20 protein-coding genes are annotated in these 16,965 nt (G+C 41.9%); 13 read left to right on the top strand and 7 right to left on the bottom strand.

Going from position 1 to position 16,965, the window contains the following annotated elements; translation table 11 throughout:
- The first annotated feature begins 3 nt into the window (after positions 1-3).
- From thrC to MK127_01515, 5 genes are read left to right on the top strand one after another with little or no spacing between them, the layout of a single operon-like run.
- On the top strand, positions 4-1,068 hold the full coding sequence (gene thrC / locus MK127_01535; protein ID MCH2531484.1) for a threonine synthase: 1,065 nt from the start codon (positions 4-6) through the stop codon (positions 1,066-1,068).
- A 2-nt stretch (positions 1,069-1,070) separates the two neighbouring features.
- Positions 1,071-1,640, top strand: a complete 570-nt coding sequence (gene folE, locus MK127_01530) for a GTP cyclohydrolase I FolE (protein ID MCH2531483.1) — start codon at positions 1,071-1,073, stop codon at positions 1,638-1,640.
- Entirely contained in the window at positions 1,637-2,617 is a 981-nt protein-coding gene (locus MK127_01525) for a GNAT family N-acetyltransferase (GenBank protein ID MCH2531482.1), read from the top strand. The genes folE and MK127_01525 overlap by 4 nt, the downstream gene beginning before the upstream one ends.
- Before the next feature lie 4 nt (positions 2,618-2,621).
- Positions 2,622-3,887 carry a glycosyltransferase gene (locus MK127_01520; protein MCH2531481.1) on the top strand — a complete coding sequence of 422 codons (1,266 nt, stop codon included), beginning with the start codon at positions 2,622-2,624 and terminating at the stop codon, positions 3,885-3,887.
- On the top strand, positions 3,884-4,300 hold the full coding sequence (locus MK127_01515; protein MCH2531480.1) for an EamA family transporter: 417 nt from the start codon (positions 3,884-3,886) through the stop codon (positions 4,298-4,300). Before MK127_01520 ends, MK127_01515 begins: the two co-directional genes overlap by 4 nt.
- A 3-nt stretch (positions 4,301-4,303) precedes the next feature.
- On the opposite strand, the gene MK127_01510 is transcribed toward MK127_01515, so the two are convergent.
- Positions 4,304-5,203: a GNAT family N-acetyltransferase gene (locus tag MK127_01510; GenBank protein MCH2531479.1), complete on the bottom strand. Its 900-nt coding sequence runs from the start codon at positions 5,201-5,203 to the stop codon at positions 4,304-4,306.
- Positions 5,204-5,271: 68 nt separating this feature from the next.
- Between MK127_01510 and MK127_01505 the strand changes: the two genes are divergently transcribed.
- Positions 5,272-5,991 (top strand): PIG-L family deacetylase, encoded by a 720-nt coding sequence (locus tag MK127_01505; protein ID MCH2531478.1) that lies wholly within the window; start codon positions 5,272-5,274, stop codon positions 5,989-5,991.
- Positions 5,992-6,027: 36 nt separating this feature from the next.
- Entirely contained in the window at positions 6,028-6,729 is a 702-nt protein-coding gene (locus tag MK127_01500; GenBank protein MCH2531477.1) for a hypothetical protein, read from the top strand.
- Positions 6,730-6,732: 3 nt separating this feature from the next.
- On the opposite strand, the gene tilS is transcribed toward MK127_01500, so the two are convergent.
- Positions 6,733-7,740 (bottom strand): tRNA lysidine(34) synthetase TilS, encoded by a 1,008-nt coding sequence (tilS, locus tag MK127_01495; protein MCH2531476.1) that lies wholly within the window; start codon positions 7,738-7,740, stop codon positions 6,733-6,735.
- The gene (locus MK127_01490; protein MCH2531475.1) at positions 7,733-9,007 is read right to left on the bottom strand and encodes a hemolysin family protein; all 1,275 of its coding nucleotides are present in this window, start codon (positions 9,005-9,007) and stop codon (positions 7,733-7,735) included. The genes tilS and MK127_01490 overlap by 8 nt, the downstream gene beginning before the upstream one ends.
- Positions 9,008-9,102: 95 nt before the next feature.
- Here MK127_01490 and tsaD point away from each other — a divergent pair, with 95 nt between their 5' ends.
- Positions 9,103-10,122, top strand: coding sequence for a tRNA (adenosine(37)-N6)-threonylcarbamoyltransferase complex transferase subunit TsaD (gene tsaD / locus MK127_01485; protein ID MCH2531474.1), 1,020 nt, complete (start codon positions 9,103-9,105; stop codon positions 10,120-10,122).
- Positions 10,123-10,127: 5 nt separating this feature from the next.
- Positions 10,128-10,766: an IMP cyclohydrolase gene (locus MK127_01480; GenBank protein ID MCH2531473.1), complete on the top strand. Its 639-nt coding sequence runs from the start codon at positions 10,128-10,130 to the stop codon at positions 10,764-10,766.
- Here the strand turns inward: MK127_01480 and MK127_01475 are convergent.
- From MK127_01475 to MK127_01460, 4 genes are all read right to left on the bottom strand, one after another.
- Entirely contained in the window at positions 10,763-11,767 is a 1,005-nt protein-coding gene (locus MK127_01475) for a nicotinate phosphoribosyltransferase (protein MCH2531472.1), read from the bottom strand. The genes MK127_01480 and MK127_01475 overlap by 4 nt on opposite strands.
- 15 nt (positions 11,768-11,782) lie before the next feature.
- Positions 11,783-12,511 carry a glycosyltransferase family 2 protein gene (locus MK127_01470; GenBank protein MCH2531471.1) on the bottom strand — a complete coding sequence of 243 codons (729 nt, stop codon included), beginning with the start codon at positions 12,509-12,511 and terminating at the stop codon, positions 11,783-11,785.
- A gap of 38 nt (positions 12,512-12,549) precedes the next feature.
- The gene (gene purF / locus MK127_01465) at positions 12,550-14,028 is read right to left on the bottom strand and encodes an amidophosphoribosyltransferase (protein ID MCH2531470.1); all 1,479 of its coding nucleotides are present in this window, start codon (positions 14,026-14,028) and stop codon (positions 12,550-12,552) included.
- An 80-nt stretch (positions 14,029-14,108) separates the two neighbouring features.
- Positions 14,109-14,849: a TlyA family RNA methyltransferase gene (locus tag MK127_01460; protein MCH2531469.1), complete on the bottom strand. Its 741-nt coding sequence runs from the start codon at positions 14,847-14,849 to the stop codon at positions 14,109-14,111.
- 111 nt (positions 14,850-14,960) lie between these two features.
- On the opposite strand from MK127_01460, the gene rpmH reads away from it, so the two are divergent.
- Genes rpmH through MK127_01440 form a run of 4 tightly spaced genes read left to right on the top strand, consistent with a single transcriptional unit; the run spans position 14,961 to position 16,965 of the window.
- Positions 14,961-15,098, top strand: a complete 138-nt coding sequence (gene rpmH, locus MK127_01455; GenBank protein ID MCH2531468.1) for a 50S ribosomal protein L34 — start codon at positions 14,961-14,963, stop codon at positions 15,096-15,098.
- Between the two features lie 12 nt (positions 15,099-15,110).
- The gene (gene rnpA, locus MK127_01450) at positions 15,111-15,494 is read left to right on the top strand and encodes a ribonuclease P protein component (protein MCH2531467.1); all 384 of its coding nucleotides are present in this window, start codon (positions 15,111-15,113) and stop codon (positions 15,492-15,494) included.
- A gap of 4 nt (positions 15,495-15,498) precedes the next feature.
- Positions 15,499-15,741, top strand: coding sequence for a membrane protein insertion efficiency factor YidD (gene yidD, locus MK127_01445; protein MCH2531466.1), 243 nt, complete (start codon positions 15,499-15,501; stop codon positions 15,739-15,741).
- Positions 15,742-15,792: 51 nt separating this feature from the next.
- A complete protein-coding gene (locus MK127_01440) occupies positions 15,793-16,965 on the top strand; it encodes a PQQ-binding-like beta-propeller repeat protein (GenBank protein MCH2531465.1) in 1,173 nt (390 codons plus the stop codon).

Here is a 16,965-nt window from a genome sequence, read left to right as displayed (position 1 = left end):
TGCATGGGTCAAGGAATCATAAAAAAATATGCGGCCTATCTTCCAATCGATAATCAAACACCTTCCTTAAGTATAGGAGAAGGGGATACGCCTTTAGTTAAATCCCGTTCTATTGGTGCCCATCTAGGTCTTGAATCTTTGTATTTTAAACTTGAAGGATGCAACCCCACTGGGTCTTTCAAAGACAGGGGAATGGTTGTGGCTGTAGCTAAGTCACTTGAGCGAGGTAGTCCCAAATTGCTATGTGCCTCTACAGGTAATACCAGCGCTTCAGCAGCAGCATATGGAGCTGCAGCTGGTCTTGAAACAATAGTACTTGTACCAAAGGGAAACATAGCCATAGGGAAAATGAGCCAAGCCATCGCTTATGGGGCTCGAATAATTACCGTCAACGGTAATTTCGACGAATCTTTAAATATTGCCATCAAGCTAGGTGAAGATGAAGCCAATTTCGCATTGGTCAACTCAGTAAATCCCCATAGAATTGAAGGTCAAAAAACTGCTTCATTCGAATTGATTGATGAATTAGGGGATTCGCCAGACTATGTATATATACCTGTAGGAAACGCTGGGAATATCACTGCTTATTGGAAAGGGTTCAAAGAATATTTAAGTATCGGAAAATCAACCCATAGTCCTCGTATGATGGGGATCCAAGCATCCGGGGCTGCGCCTATCGTGCACGGGCACCCAGTGGCAAATCCTGAGACGATTGCTACCGCTATTCGTATTGGAAATCCCGCAAGTTGGGCAACTGCCATTACTGCTCGTGATGAATCAAAAGGAACGATCGATTCAGTATCTGACGAGGAAATACTAAGTTCCTATAAGCGTATGGCAAGAGAGGAAGGTATTTTTTGTGAACCTGCCTCAGCTGCTTCTATTGCAGGCTTGATCAAGCATGTAAATCAAGGATTGGATCTACGTAATAAAACTATTGTATGCATAATTACTGGCAACGGACTTAAGGATCCACCAATCGCAAATTCACTGGCAGAGGCTCCCCCCGAAGAAGCTTTGCCTAGTTTTCAGGAAGTAATGAAAATAATTGAAAGCAATAGAGGATAAAAATGACAGTAGACACGTCCCGTGTTGAAAAAGCAGTTCATGAGTTACTAATAGCTATAGGGGAAGACCCGAACAGAGACGGTCTGCTTAATACTCCTAAACGCGTAGCGCATATGTATGAGGAAATCGTCGGTGGATACGAAATGGATCCCCACGAAGTATTAAAAGTTCAATTTGAAGAAGATCATCAAGAAATGGTGATAATGCGCGATGCTCCATTTTATTCTTTATGCGAGCATCACTTACTACCTTTTTTTGGTACTGCACATGTCGCATATATACCAAGAGGAAAAGTTGTAGGGATAAGCAAATTGGCCCGAGCTGTAGATATTTTTGCTAAGCGTCCTCAAGTACAGGAGCGACTAACATCCCAAATTGCTGATTCCATCATGGATGTCGTAAATCCTGAAGGAGTTGCCGTAGTTATGCGCGCAGAGCATCTATGCATGGCCATGCGAGGCGTTCGAAAACCTGGAACATCAATTGTCACTTCAGCATTAAGAGGCATATTTGAAACGAGTAGCCGTACTCGTTCAGAAGTCCTGAGCTTACTTCAAGAGGGTCTGCATTGACATTAGCGCATGCGCATAACTCGTCGTCATTCGATGAAATTCGTGAACAATGGAAAGAGTTTCAACTACTTCAGGCGTGGAGTAGCGTGTTCCTTACTCCTGAATGGCAAGAAACATGGTGGTCTGTCTATGGTGACAGGGAGACCTTAAGTCTTATTGACGTGAAATCTATTAATAAATCCCTGGGTGTTGCCCCTCTCACCTTAAAAGATAACACTTTAAGATTCATTGGAGATACCGACCTATTTGATTACCATGATTTCATTACTAATGACAGAGAATTTTATCCGTATTTATTTGAAAGTGTTGAGCAATTAGACTGGACGAGCTTCGAATTGACATCAATCCCTGCATGGACACCAACGTTTTCATTATTACCTAAAGCCGCATCAGAGCGTGGATACAGCGTTTCAATCGAATTTGAAGACGTTGTGCCAGGAATAAGCTTGCCTTCGTCTTGGGATGAATACCTTTATCTCCTTAATAAAAAAGATAGGCATGAGTTGCGTCGGAAATTTAGACGAATTGAAAGCTCTGGAGATCTTCGTCTTCGTACCTCTAATTCATCCACGCTAGAAGATGATTTAAATTTATTCATATCAATGATGGCCGGGAGCCGTGAAGACAAGAAAGATTTTTTAATACCTCAACGGGAAAATTTCCTTCAGGCAGTAGCATATAAAATGCAGGAATGCCATTACCTAAAATTATTTATCCTTGAATTGAAGGACGCACCAGTAGCTGCAGTAATGTGTTTTGATTATCAAAATACAAGACTTGTTTATAATAGTGGGTACTTGCAAAACTTCTCAAACTTATCAGTTGGTTTAATATTGAAGGCGCTCTGTATAAAAGATGCGATTGAATCTGGTTTAGGCTATTTCGACCTGCTGAGGGGGCCAGAGGCTTATAAGTACCATTTAGGTGCAACTGATTCAAGTGTACATAAGATACGAATCTCACGTAGTCTTCTCTAATCGAATGAATACCTTTTCAATTAACAAAAATTGCAGAAGAGTGGCATTTATTTCTACTCATGGTTGCCCATTAATGACACCAGGTATGCGATCCGCAGGTGGAATGAATGTTTTTTTGAGAAGAATTGCACCGTTACTCTCGCGACAAGGTATTTTGGTTGACATTTTTACAAGATGTCATCATGTAGGCGGTCCAGAAATTTTCCAATTTGACCAAAATTCACATATTTTTCATCTTCCCGCAGGCAACCCACAAATAAGTAAAGATGAAATTACTAAGCACCTGGACGAGTTCACGGACAATCTACTCGATTTTATTTCGGACAACGAACTCTCCTACGATCTTGTACATAGTCATTACTGGCTCTCTGCAAGTGCAGGGCAGAGTCTCGCAAATTACCTAGGTGTACCTCATTTATTCACTTTCCATACATCTGCTGAAATAAAGGAACGTTCTGGTGGTCATAAAGAGGGTTCCTACCGAAAGCAAAATGAAGCAAATATTGCAGTTACTGCGGATGGGATCATCACTTTTACTGAAGAAGAATCCCATGCGATGCATCGTATATATGGAACAGAGGTAAATAAGACAAATGCTGTTCAGCTTGGAGTTGATTCCAAGTTGTTTCACCCAGGAAGCCAATCAGATTCTAGGCTCCGGCTAGGCCTTAGCCCTGACAGCAAAATTATCTTGTTCGTAGGACGGATAGAATATTTTAAGGGCCCGGAACTGCTGCTCTCGTCCGTAGCGCAAATGCAAAATCTTGATGATGTGAAAATACTATTTGTGGGGGGAGACGTTGGAGACTCCAGTTTGATTTGGCTAAAGGGAATTGCCTCTAAACTGGGTGTTTATGAAAAAATAATTTGGCATCCTGCGGTTCCTCAAGCAACCTTGCCAGATTATTACATCGCCTCTGATCTCTGTGCCATTCCTTCACTAAATGAAACCTTCGGTCTAGTTGCCTTAGAAGCGATGGCGTGTCGAACGCCTGTGGTTTCTTTTGATATTGGAGGATTGAAATCAATTGTTGTTAATGAAGTTACCGGATATAGAGTCCCGCCAGGCGACATTATAGAAATGGGCAATAAATTTCAAAAAATTCTTTTTGACAACAATTTAGCCAAAAATTTGGGAGACCATAGTTTTGAACATTCAAAGTATTTTTCATGGGAGCATTCAGCGCACGAACTTTCCAAAATATATCGATCATATGTGACTAGCGAAAGTTCTTATGCTGCGCTTCAACCCAACGAAAAATTAGCATGACTTATCTTCTTTGGTCCTTTATAGCATTGACTCTTTATGGCATAGCGATCGCCCTGCTAAAAGTCTCACTTAAGACCATTCATCCTTCTGTAGCATTAATTATCACAAACTCTTCGATTGTATTATTAGGATTTATTTGGTGGGCTATCGAAGGAACTAAAGCCACTAGAGGATTGGGTTTTAATCAAACTACAGGTATTTTACTTCTCACATCAATAGTTTTGGCGGGTGCCATATTCTCACTCTATCGCGCTCTAAACCTTGGTCCTGCCTCCATAGTTGCTCCAATTTTTTCCATGAATTTAATTATTGCTGCAACTATAGGGTTCCTTATCTTGGGTGAGCCTTTCAAGGTCTCCTATGTTGCTGGGATCGTACTTGCGGTTATAGCTCTGGCCTTCCTGATCAAATAAATATTACCCGCCTGGTTTACGCTCATACCAAAATGATTTCCAATCTAAAGTAAATCCTGCTTTTTGATATACGTGAATTGCAGATGGGTTTTCACTATCCACAGTTATTTCAAAGCAATCCAAACCTGATGCTTGTAAGTGGCTTAACCCCGAAGATAAAAGTATTTTCCCAAATCCGTTGCCTTGATAGGAAGGAATCACGCCTATCATACCTATAATTCCAGAATTCTTTATTGAGTCTACGTGTGTCCAGCAATAGCCTACTGCCTCTGTATTTTGTTCCAGAATTAATACTCTGTCAGGTTTGTACTCAGGTAGATCAAAAATCCTGTATTCAATCTCTGCCACGGTATTGGGGCAATACCCCCAGCTACCTTGAAATGCTTGATTCTGAATAGAAGTAACCACGGCTGCATCTTCTTTATTAGCGATTCTCAAATTTAAATTCCCTGGAATCTCTATCTCAGGGAATTCTCTAACATTGGTAACCAAGTGCAGGTGTGTTCGAATATGCTCCCATTGAGGGTTTGCATTAAAATTTTCCAAATATTGACTCGATTCCGGAACGTCTACGTGAAGTATTTTAAGATCGGAGTCCGCTGCTATTTTTGATGCGGCATCCAATAAAAATCGAGTTATCCTATTTCGTTCAGGAACATCAATAACGCTATATTCTAGTACTCCTCTCGATAATAGCGTCTCCTGAATTAGCAGAAAATACCCGACAGGTAATGACCCATCTAGGACGAAAAAACAGTCTCGCTCTGGATCGATATTAGGCTGGGCCAATTGGCGCATCAGAAAATTTTGCTCTCTCTTTGAAGCTGGAAACCCTAACTTTAAATCAGCTAATTGGGGAAGTTTATCTAAGGTAAACGTAGCCAAACTCAAAGAGTTGCTCATAGAAATTAATCTCCAACAATCCAAGAAACCAAATGACAGCGGGATCATAGCAGAATAACATGAGACCAATGAATATTATTGAGACACCTAAACGTGCCATGCTTGTTATCCCACATCCAGATGATGGTGAATCTGGGGTTGGAGGTACTGTCGCAAAATGGGTCAATGAAGGCGCGCACATCCTTTATGTAATCTGCACCAATGGCGATAAAGGATCTTCTGACATTAATATGACAAGTGAAAAATTAGCCGCCATAAGACGCGTAGAGCAAATAAATGCTGCAACTATATTAGGGGTGGAGGAAGTTCATTTTCTAGAATATGGTGATGGAGAATTAGCAGATAACAATGAGTTTTTAGGGCTCGTGGTTGAACAGATACGTCGCTGGCAACCAGAAATAGTAATGGCTATGGACCCAATAAGGCATTTGTCACACAGTCACCGCGATCATCGTATCTCAGGGCAGATTGCATTAGATGCATGTTTCCCATTTGCCAGAGATTTCTTGCATTTTCCTTCACATTCCCAAAATGGCCTTAATACTCATAAGACTAGCTGCGCTCTTCTTTGGGGAACAGAAAACCCTACAGACATGGTAGATATTGGCGCAACTATTAATCAAAAAATTCAAGGACTTGCAGCGCATGTAAGTCAATTATCATCAGATCTTCAAAAAATAGAACAATTCGCTAAACGACGTGCCGAAGACGCTGCGAGCAAAGCTAACAAAGATGGGCATAATGTAAAATACGCAGAGGTATTCAGGCGAATAAATTTCCGCCAATAAGTATTATCTCCAGGGAATTTCAAGAGGTGCCAGTATATGAACCCTTCAAACTCGGAAGCATTTAATCATCCCCTCCTACTCGAAACCGAAGAATTTAGGTTCGGCATTGATTCGATTAAAGGAACAATCGATTACCCTGATGAAGCAGGGATTGATTCAATTCTCCTAACGAATTTACGCGTCCTCAAGTTAGGTAGAACTTCAGAATCTGTCACTTCAACAGCGGTCCCTATTCAGCAAATTACAAGTATTGATGTAGTTAAAGTTACAAAATCTAACGCAAAGCTATTGCAAAGCTTTGCACTTATGCTAGCAGGAGTTTCATTAAGTGCGCTTAGTTGGCTATTACTTGATGTAATGGCGATTACTATAATACTCGGAGGCCTACCGACTCTTGCTGGAATTTATTTATTTTCGGGATGGGCAATACCTGACGCTAAGAATGAGCTAATTCTTTATTCAATGCAGCAAGCCATTAGCCAATCCTTGCAAACTAAAGAGTCTGAATTAGCTGCTCATCAATTCCTTTTAAATTTTTATAGTGATTATTTTGCAACCAATTCAATCGCTCGAAAAAATATTCTCGCCGATGATTCAGGCATTTCAATTTCTCCTAATTCAACGTTTGGAGGTACTAGTACTGCAAACCCTTTAGAGAACGCAATTTTGTCGAATTTGAGAAAAGCACTTCCCTACTCTAATAACGACCCCGATCCATCAAAAGAGGAGCCCCAGTAAGCTTTACGGCTTTGTGATTTTCATAATCACTTTATTTGTTTCAGTTGTTTGCAATTTCCCTGCCTTGCCTAAATAAACTTCCCCGGAACTATGGATAACTCTCGTCATTTGCTGTAGTTTTTTTGACCCGAGAGTTGAACCGTCCTCGGTTAATTGCCGCCAGGAATTCTCAAGAATACGAACAAGTAAAGGCTCCGGTATTTGCCTCAATTGCTTCTTATCCCATTCAATAGAAAATTTGTGTCTGGATTCAAAACCAGCCACTGCTTCAAGCGCAAGGTCCTCCAATAATTGATTGTCGCTGGCAGCACGTTCCGCAAAAGAAGCTAAGGCAGATTGGGCCTGGCTATTTACTTTAATGAGCTCAGGAATAACCTTTAATCGAACTCTATTCCTAGAATAACGTAATGACTCATTCGACTTGTCCCGAGCAGGCTGAATATTAAATTCATTGCAAATTGCTTCCGTCTGGTCCCTAGTCACTTCAAGCATTGGCCGAAGTAAATAAATTTCATTGCCATATATTTTTCGACTAGAAATCTCACGGATTGAACGAATTCCCTTAAGTCCAGTGCCGCGAATAAGCCTGAGTAATACCGTTTCTGCTTGATCATTCCTTGTATGGGCGGTAAGAATCGCACTTGCATCATTTTCCAGCGCGACTTTACCTAAAAAATTGTATCGCGCTTCTCTCGCAGAAGCTTCATTGGCTAGGACTTCACCTGATCCTGAGGTAAAACTAAATCCGAAATTTTCGGCTATATTTTTAACCAAGATCCGCTCTGATTCGTCCTCCTTAGGACGAAGGCCATGTGAGAAATTAGCTACAATAAATTTTTTTTTAATATTGAGTCCCACATTTTGCGCAGCTAATAGCATTGCCAATGAATCTGGTCCACCCGACACTGCTAATATCATTTTTTTATCTTCTAATTTTTCACTGTATTTGAGGATAGAAGCACGAATTTTCATTGCGACTAGTTTATTAACAGGACCTAATGGTTTATCCATTCTCCGAAACCACTCGTGTTAATCTAACCCGCGAAATTCTCGCTCCTTTCATTTCAACAATTGCACATCTGAAATTTTTATGCACAACGACTACGTCCAGAGTAGGAATTCTCCCCAATTGTTCCAATAAAAACCCTGCCACTGTTTCATACTCTCCAGCAGGTAAACCTAATCCTAATCGTTCGTTTGCCTCACTAATTGAAAGGCCAGCGTCTAATTCGACGGTATTCTCGTCTAACGGGTTAATAGCCGTATCCGCTTGGTTTTCTTCTTTGTCTCCAACTCTCCCTACCATCCCCTCAACTAACCTTTTCAAAGTTACCAATCCTGCGATACCGCCAAACTCATCCACAACCATCACCATCTGATCTCCAGAAGCTCGCATTTCGTCAAACAATTCTTGTACCCGTTTCGTTTCGGGAACGAAGCGCACTGAGCGTACTGAAGAAGTAGTAGAGGAATCATAACTAGTACCTTTAGAAAGCTGCCTCATTACATCTTTGACAGCGATGAAGCCAATGACATCATCAAGGTTATCCCTTATTACAGGAAATCTTGTATGGTAATTATCGTTATATATCTTGAAAAAATCAGTAACTGTTGTCCCCTCTAATACAGTTATAATTTCGGGCCTAGGTGTCATAAGTTCATTCACCTTACGATCACCAAATTCAAGAACTCTTCTGATTATGTCTGCCTCACCTTGTTCTACAGCACCACGATCACTGCCTACTTGAACGATCGCCTTTATTTCCTCTTCAGTTATTTCACCAACCGAAGAATTACTCCCAAATATCGAAGCCGTAGCCGTGCTTATTAGCTGCAATAAATAAGAGATTGGGCGTAAAACGTAAGCCAGTGCTTGCACAGGTGCAGCGACTATTATCGAGAACCTTTCAGGATGTTTCGTTGCAATGGTCTTAGGTACTGTTTCACCAAAAATAAGTAGCGCAATGGTGACTGAAGCTGTGGCTATTAAAACTGCCATACTTTCATCTTCAATCAACGTAATCGCAATACTTGTTGCAATAGCCGCAGCGCCCGTATTCACAAGATTATTACCCAGCAAAATAGGAGGTAATAATTTCTCAGGATGCTCGATTAATCTTGCAACTCTAGTTGCTCCCGGAATTTTCAGATTTATTAAATGAGCCAGCCTTACACGTTGCACGGATAATAGCGCCGCTTCGGAGCCTGAAAAAAAAGCAGAGAGTAACAAAAACGCCGCCAACAAAAAAGCGCTGACGACGCCAATTTCATCAAACATAGATTTCCTTTTTACGACTTTGCATCATTGCAACGCATACCGCACACATACCCTACGATGGTAGCATATATAGTAAATAGTTGGATGCGGAATGTATGTTAATTCTAGGAATTGAAAGTTCTTGTGATGAAACAGCTGCGGCAGTCGTTGAGAACGGGCATAAAGCCCTCTCAGACGTAATATCTTCACAAGTAGAAATCCATGCTAGGTATGGGGGTATTGTGCCTGAGGTCGCCTCCAGGCAGCATTTGCTTGAAATATCCCCAGTGATTCAAAAAGCTCTTGATCAAGCAGAGATCACTCTCGATGATATTGATGCAGTCGCCGTGACACGCGGTCCAGGGCTCATAGGAGCTTTGATGGTAGGAATCAATATGGCAAAATCTATCGCATATTCACGCGACCTGCCATTAATTGGAATTCACCATCTAGAAGGCCATACTTATGCCGCATGGCTCGAATATTCTGACCCTGCAATCGACCCAGGCTTCCCTCTAATCGTTCTAATAGCCTCAGGGGCGCATACAGATTTAATTTTGATGGAAGGCCATGGGAAATATGAATTCCTTGGCAGAACAAGGGATGATGCTTCGGGAGAAGCTTTTGATAAAGCTGCGCGTGTTCTCAATCTAGGCTTTCCTGGAGGTCCAGCCATTCAAAAAATTTCAGAGAATGTAGTCCCTACATTCAAATTCCCTCGCGCATGGCTCAAAGGTTCTTATGATTTCAGCTTTTCAGGGCTAAAAACTGCGGTCTTGCATAAAGCTCAAGATTCTCTCATCTATCCATACTCAGAAGATACTTACGATCTTCAAAAAGTATCCGAAATTGCAGCAGCATTCCAAGAATCAGTAGTAGACGTTATTTCGTATAAGGCTGCAGAAGCAGTGGCAAAATACCATGCCAAAGGTTTAATTTTAGGAGGCGGTGTTTCAGCAAATACGCCGCTTAGAATCGCTTGTAAAGAGAGGAGTTCTGCTCCAGTACTGATACCTTCACCTAAGCTTTGCACGGATAATGGCTCAATGATTGCTACCGTTGCATATTACAGGCTAATGAATGGTGAAACGCATGGCCTCGATATGGATGCAAATCCAAATTTGTCACTGGAGTGAATTTAATGTACGTAGGAAGAATTGTAGCTTTAGGTAAAACGAAGGACGGTCACAATTCAGCTTTATATAGAGTGTCCAGTAGATCATTCCCCAACAGAAAAGCTGTAACTAATAATGGCATCATCTCAGTAATTCCTCGTGAAGGGTTTGAAAATGATATTCACCGAAATCCCTATATTGCATATAACGCTATCCGAATAGCTTCTGGATGGGCAGTAGCAACAAATGGAACACATACTGACCCAATTGTAGAAAAAATTCACTCAGGAGTTCCAATACGCGATGCAATTGCACTTTCCTTAATGACCTTAGATTATGAAAAGGATGAATACAGTACCCCTCGAATAGTTGCCGCTGTCCCAAGCCAAGGTGATTCTGGATGGCTAGCCATTGTTAGGCGTGATGCACTAATCATAAAAGAAGTAGAGCTCAAAGCAGGGCAATCCCAATATTTAGCCACGTACGAAGCAGACGAAATTAATACAGAACACACTAGTATCTATGATGCTGATTCAGCTGAAACTGCAGCTCGCTATATTATTGACGGTGGCTCATATGCTGCATTTGAGAAGCCCGTTACTAGTGCATCAGCAGTTGCAATTAAAAATAACTTCGAACTAGGAACCTACATAGTCGGAAATTAAAGTAATCTCAGTAATCTTGGATTAGGTGGCATTGGATCCAATTCTTGTGGAACTTCTTTATCGCTTATTGATCTGATGTTTGGAGAAAACGGAACTGGCGACGATGAAGCGATATAGCTCGTGTCATGAAGAATATCTACAGGTGCGTTATTTTCCACTAGATCCATAATTCGTTCGGGAGATAATCTGCCACTTAAGACTATTTGAACATGATTAGCATCTATTTCATCAAGCCTTTGCCGCACTAAATGTATATCCGAAGCATCGACTAACCTTCCACCAGGAGCTCGCGATATTCTAACGCTGTTTAAATGGTCTTTGGTACCAGCCGCCACCGAAATAACTTGATCAATTATGTCCTTGCGAGGGTCTACATAAGCCACTCTTTGGACATCAGGCGGAAAAGCCTTGTCAAATGCCAGAACTGCTTTTAGAGGGTCTCCCATTAATTGAACAAGAGCACCAGAAACCGTTGCAACAGGGGGAGTATTAGCAAGTTTTGCTCCAAGTGCGGTTGAACCAGAGGCGCATCCTCCAACAACTGCAGCATAATCCATTACTGCAGCTACCGAAGGATGAACATTATGTGCACCAACCGAAATTACAGGAATTCCTTTAGCAGCATCAGTTAATCTCCTTGCAGCAGTAGCCCATCCCGTTTGATGCGCTAGCGTTCCACAAATTGCCGTTTCATATAATCCAAAAGACGAATAGGGAGCACGAACCTGAAGGCAAACCTCACTAGGACTCACACTTAACCCTTCTTCTAATGCCCATATCTCTCGATTTCCCTCAGAAGTCACTTTGCTAAGAATCGCTTTTACCTCTAACGCCCCACACATAATTGCATGCTCAGTAGCTGCAAATTCCATTAACACATTAGGGTTCATTCCTTCATTACGCATAATTCTCTGCGTTCTGTGCAAATACACATCGGCCGTATCACCGGTAATTACAGAAGGTTTTACTTCAAATAAGGGGTTTCTAGAATTGAAATTCATCATATAAAAGCATAACTAATCTGGCACAAAAACGTTAGGTATTCCGCCGAACCGAAGTCGCATAAGACCTTTAATGTCTTGCAATGCCGTGCGAAAAACCTTAACCCGCGAATCTGGATCCTCAGTCCATCTGACTGGAATTTCTTTACTTTTTAGTCCATTTTTTTCGGCGATAATCAATAATTCAGTATCGAAAAACCATTCATTGTCTTTAATTTGGGGAATTATAGCTCTCGCAGTTTCAACGCTTAAAGCCTTGAAGCCACACTGCGCATCCCTGAAGCGAGTCCCCATAATCATACGAATTAAAAGGTTGTAGGACCGTGAAATAAATTCCCTACTCAAAGAACGGCGGGTCATTGAATCCCGTGATAGCCTTGAGCCCCATGCAAGATGCTTCTTTTCTTCTAAGATAGCTTCAATCAACTGAGGAAATGATTCGAGGTCAGTAGATAAGTCTACATCCATATACGAAACGACCTGGGCATCGCTTTCCATCCAAGCTTTTTTCAAAGCCCGGCCTCTACCTCTTTCGCTTAAGTAGATAACACCTATTTCGTTAGGATGCATATTCTGGTATTGCTGCGCAACAGCAAAAGTACGATCAGTTGAACCATTGTCAGCAACTACTACACGCCAGTTGTAATCCAAATTCTCGCCTAAAAAATCCATAAGCATATCTAAACATCTGGGTAGCGAATGTTCTTCATTTAATACAGGAATTACTATATCTACACTAGGCATAGTTTTTTACTTCAATTAATTTACTAATCACTAGTATTTCAATGATTAGCCTTGTTTTCTTTTGAAGAAAGGGTTGGGATAGATCGTTCTAATGAAAGTTTGTCCAACTGCAATTGTACTGGAATTGGGTAGTTCCCTGTAAAGCAGGCATTACAAAATCCTTCGGAAGAACGGTCATTATTAATAGCCAGATGTAGACCATCTAAACTCAAATACCCTAAAGAATCAGCCCCGATAAATTCTCGGATCTCTTCAACGGAACGATCAGATGCAATAAGCTCGTCCTTTGTAGCCATGTCAACCCCGAAGAAGCAAGGATTAGTAATTGGGGGTGCACATACCCTCATATGAACTTCAACTGCGCCAGCTCTTCTAAGCAAAGCAACGATAGGCGGGGTGGTAGTGCCTCTCACTATACTGTCATCCACAACAATAATTTTTTTACCTGATAAAACCTCAGGGAGTGGATTAAATTTGTTCCTAACCCCAAGTTCTCTAAATCTTTGGTCAGGCTCAATAAATGTTCTCCCGACGTACCTATTCTTTATAAGGCCGTAACTAAATGGGATTCCTGATTCCTGTGCGTATCCCACGGCTGCAGAATTAGCAGAATCGGGAACACCGATCACGAGATCAGCATCTACAGGATGCTCTCTAGCTAATTCTTGCCCCATACGTGTCCGTGAGCTATGGGTCAAAACTCCGTCTAAAATTGAATCTGGCCGCGCAAAATAGATATGCTCGAATACGCAGTGTGCCTTCTTCGCCTCTGGTACAGGAGATGCAAAGCTTTTCAATCCATCTCGGTCAATTAATATTGCTTCACCAGGTTCTATCTCTCGTAAAAATTGAGCTCCTACATGGTCAAACGCGCAAGATTCTGAAGCAATGACCCATCCTCCAGACTGGTACTTGCCTAAAGCCAATGGGCGCAAGCCATGTGGATCTCTTATTCCAAGAAGACTGTCAGCAGTAGATACCGTCAGTGAATAAGCTCCCTCTAAAGTTTTCATTAAATGCGCAATTTTCTGAGACCAATCATTGCCAGGAGCCCATGCGAGCAAATGCGCAATAACTTCAGAATCGGTACCAGTGGCACACTGGACGCCATGCTCAATCTCTAGGCGTTCCCTAACAGCTGCAGCATTTATCACGTTCCCGTTATGAGCTAAGGCTAATTCAACGCTTGAGCTCTTAGAAACAATAGGTTGAGCATTTAGCAAGCTGCTTGATCCTGTTGTTGAATAGCGAGTGTGACCAATTGCAATATGACCAGGAAGCCTCTCAATATCCTCCTGGCGGAAAGCATTGGAAACTAATCCTTCGTTAGTAAAGTTACGTATATTTCGGCCATCCGATGCAGCAATTCCTGCGCTTTCTTGACCACGATGCTGGAGTGCAAAAAGCGCATGGAATGCTACGCTTGCTGCTTCATATCCAGACAAGCTGGGAAGGTAAACCCCAGCGACGCCACACGCCTCCCGTGGTCCGTCAGATTCATGGTTGCTGGCTAGCATATAAATAAAACTAATCCTCCATCATGACATATAACATTCTATCCGAAAAAAAACCAAGTAATCTCATTGTCACCTATGCCTTATCTTTTTATTTTTCTGAATAGGGCAAAAAATTCCTGATTTCCATTTCCACCTTTGATGACCGAAGGGCGGACGCCTAAAACCTTTAAGCCATTTTCGATAGCCCAAAGACAAAATTCTCCCAAAACACTCGCATGAACCTTAGGATCTTTGATAATACCGCGATTCCCTACTTTGCTTTTGGAAGCTTCAAATTGAGGTTTTATTAAACTTAAGATTTGTCCATTTAATCTCAAATGCTCCAAAGAAGGTAATAGAACTAACTTCAACGATATGAACGATACGTCGGCAACTATTAAATCTACCTCCTCGGGGAGATCAAAGGGATATCTAGCATTGACTCCCTCTTTGTACCAAACTCTCGGATCATGGCGTAATTTCTCTGCTAATTGAGCACGGCCCACATCCAATGCATACGACTGTGAAGCACCATACTGTAATAAACAATCAGTAAATCCACCTGTGGATGCGCCTATATCCAAAAACTTCACTCCGGTAACTTCTATACCAAAGTCTTGCAAAGCACCTTCAATTTTTTCACCGCCTCTACTTACAAACTTTCTCTTTGCTTTTATCCAGACTGGGGTATCTACCGGTAAGAATTGCCCGGGTTTTTCTATTCTTCCTTTATGCGAAAAAACCTCTCCCGCTAATATCGAGGCTCTAGCACTTTCTTTTGAAACGAGGAGTCCATTACTGATTAGCAATTCGTCTGCACGTAATTTTCTCTTAGCTGGCATGAAAATAATTCCCCAAAATAGACTTTGCCGTAAATTTATCCTCTCGCATATTTGACACTCTCCTTACTCAAAAGTAAAATTGACGGGTTAAAAATCCTTTTGGAGACTCTTATGCCCAAGCGTACTTGGCAACCAAAAAAAAGACGTCGTCAACGACGCCACGGGTTCATGCACCGCATGCACACTCCTGGTGGTCGCAGAGTTCTTAGTGCGCGCCGCTTAAAGGGCCGCCATAAGCTGACCGTATAGGCGAGATTCGTTATGTCCATTCAACGCATCGGGCGTGAGCAGCGGTTGCGTTTAAAAAGTGACTTCGAGAACCTTCGTGATCAGGGCAAGTCTCGCTCAAACACATTTCTTGTAGTTAGAACTGTACCAAATGGCTTGAAACACTCTAGGTATGGCTTCATTGTAAGCAAACGAACATCGCCATTGGCAGTAAACCGAAACCGTATTAAAAGAATTTTGAGAGATGTAATTAGCAGGATTCCATTGCGCGAGGAACGAGATATCCTGTTTATCGCAAGAAAATCGGCTTTAAATGCCACTCACGCCGAATTGTTAAACGCAACTTGGCATTTGTGCAATAAATTAGAATTGCTTCATGCAGATGGTCGCGAAACTACGACTTCTAAATTAAGATAGGGACATGCAAACGTTCTTACTGTCACTGATAACCTTATACCAAAAAATCCTTTCTCCCTATTGGCCAAGTCAATGCCGCTACACTCCGTCATGCTCTGAGTACACTAAACAGGCCATCCTGGAATATGGTGTTTGGGTTGGAAGTTGGATCGGAATAAAACGTGTAGTACGCTGTAATCCGTTTGGAAATCATGGTTACGACCCAGTGCCTGATAGAGGCTCTCGATCTAATCATTTTCATTTGTAATGAATCAGGCATGCATCATAATCATGCCTACAGTTAATTGAGGAAACATATTTGAGTCTGAGCATTTTTCGTAAATTTAATTTGGGGCGCTTATTTTTTGGTGTGCTTCTTATCTTGATCGCTGTACCTATACTCGTAGGTTGCACAGGTCAGAATCGTAACGCTGCAACCCAAAGCTGGTCTGGTGTAGCTGTCTCCAACGACACAACTTATATTGGGACTAAGGATGGTAAGCTAATTCAATTATCCGTTGAGGGCGGAATTGCAAGAATTGCGCCCTTTGAAGCACCTCAGACCAAGCAGAACCAAGGCTTCCCTGCAATATACGGAACTCCCACGATAAACGAAGACCGCATTTACTTTGGCACTTACAACGGCCTTGTAGTATCTCTCAATCGTACCGATCTCAGAGACATGCGAAGTTTTGAAATAGGAGGTAATGATCTGACGAAGGGCATTGCAGGCTCGGTAATTGTGCACGAGAACCGCTTAGTGGTAGCTGCTGCGGAAGATGCAAATGAAGGCAGACTCTACGTTCTCGATTCTCAAACACTCTCCGAAATTTGCAGATACCCCGCAAGAAACGAAGATCCTATTGGACAATTATGGACGACCCCAATCGCCGCGAATGGCGTAGCTTATTTCGGAGATTTGAACCATTACGTACATTCAATCTCTATTGCGGATTGCTCCACAAATTGGGTATCGCCAACCAAACTTGGAGGAGCTGTTGTATCGCCGCCGACCATACTAGGTAATAACCTGTATTTGGGCACCTTTGACCAGTATTTTTATGAGATAGACCTTCTCACAGGCTCATCTAAAAAATTATTCGCAGGGGAAAATTGGTTTTGGGCAGGAAGTATTACTGATGGAAATACGTTCTACATTCCCAATATGGATGGGAATATTTATGCTTACGATGTAGGCACGGGTCGTATTCGATGGGTATACCCTGATGAACCTCAAATTGATCCTATACTTGCCGCCCCTGTTTTATATGAAGACAAACTAGTATATGCAACAGATGCAGGAATGATGGTTGTCCTCGATGCTGTAAGTGGCTCGCGCTTGTGGGACCGCCGCGTTGGCGACAGCGTCCGCTCGCCATTAACATCAAGCGAGAATTTAGTCTTTCTACATTCTATCGATGAAACTATTACCGCAATTGATATGGAAACAAGGCAGCTTGCATGGGCTCGCAACTTAGAGGATGTAAGGTAA

The organism is Dehalococcoidia bacterium (assembly GCA_022449765.1).
GTDB lineage: Bacteria > Chloroflexota > Dehalococcoidia > Lucifugimonadales > Australimonadaceae > UBA2963.
This window is presented reverse-complemented; position numbering and strand designations above follow the sequence as displayed.

Bases quoted from the DNA above. Each gene is read 5' to 3' on its own strand.
- MK127_01505 (MCH2531478.1), top strand. From the start codon at position 5,272: ATGAATATTATTGAGACACCTAAACGTGCCATGCTTGTTATCCCACAT.
- MK127_01515 (MCH2531480.1), top strand. From the start codon at position 3,884: ATGACTTATCTTCTTTGGTCCTTTATAGCATTGACTCTTTATGGCATA.
- MK127_01490 (MCH2531475.1), bottom strand. From the start codon at position 9,007: ATGTTTGATGAAATTGGCGTCGTCAGCGCTTTTTTGTTGGCGGCGTTT.
- MK127_01510 (MCH2531479.1), bottom strand. From the start codon at position 5,203: ATGAGCAACTCTTTGAGTTTGGCTACGTTTACCTTAGATAAACTTCCC.
- MK127_01460 (MCH2531469.1), bottom strand. From the start codon at position 14,849: ATGCCAGCTAAGAGAAAATTACGTGCAGACGAATTGCTAATCAGTAAT.
- yidD (MCH2531466.1), top strand. From the start codon at position 15,499: ATGCAAACGTTCTTACTGTCACTGATAACCTTATACCAAAAAATCCTT.
- rpmH (MCH2531468.1), top strand. From the start codon at position 14,961: ATGCCCAAGCGTACTTGGCAACCAAAAAAAAGACGTCGTCAACGACGC.
- folE (MCH2531483.1), top strand. From the start codon at position 1,071: ATGACAGTAGACACGTCCCGTGTTGAAAAAGCAGTTCATGAGTTACTA.
- MK127_01520 (MCH2531481.1), top strand. From the start codon at position 2,622: ATGAATACCTTTTCAATTAACAAAAATTGCAGAAGAGTGGCATTTATT.
- tilS (MCH2531476.1), bottom strand. From the start codon at position 7,740: ATGGATAAACCATTAGGTCCTGTTAATAAACTAGTCGCAATGAAAATT.
- MK127_01480 (MCH2531473.1), top strand. From the start codon at position 10,128: ATGTACGTAGGAAGAATTGTAGCTTTAGGTAAAACGAAGGACGGTCAC.
- tsaD (MCH2531474.1), top strand. From the start codon at position 9,103: ATGTTAATTCTAGGAATTGAAAGTTCTTGTGATGAAACAGCTGCGGCA.
- MK127_01475 (MCH2531472.1), bottom strand. From the start codon at position 11,767: ATGAATTTCAATTCTAGAAACCCCTTATTTGAAGTAAAACCTTCTGTA.
- MK127_01500 (MCH2531477.1), top strand. From the start codon at position 6,028: ATGAACCCTTCAAACTCGGAAGCATTTAATCATCCCCTCCTACTCGAA.
- thrC (MCH2531484.1), top strand. From the start codon at position 4: ATGGGTCAAGGAATCATAAAAAAATATGCGGCCTATCTTCCAATCGAT.
- rnpA (MCH2531467.1), top strand. From the start codon at position 15,111: ATGTCCATTCAACGCATCGGGCGTGAGCAGCGGTTGCGTTTAAAAAGT.
- MK127_01470 (MCH2531471.1), bottom strand. From the start codon at position 12,511: ATGCCTAGTGTAGATATAGTAATTCCTGTATTAAATGAAGAACATTCG.
- purF (MCH2531470.1), bottom strand. From the start codon at position 14,028: ATGCTAGCCAGCAACCATGAATCTGACGGACCACGGGAGGCGTGTGGC.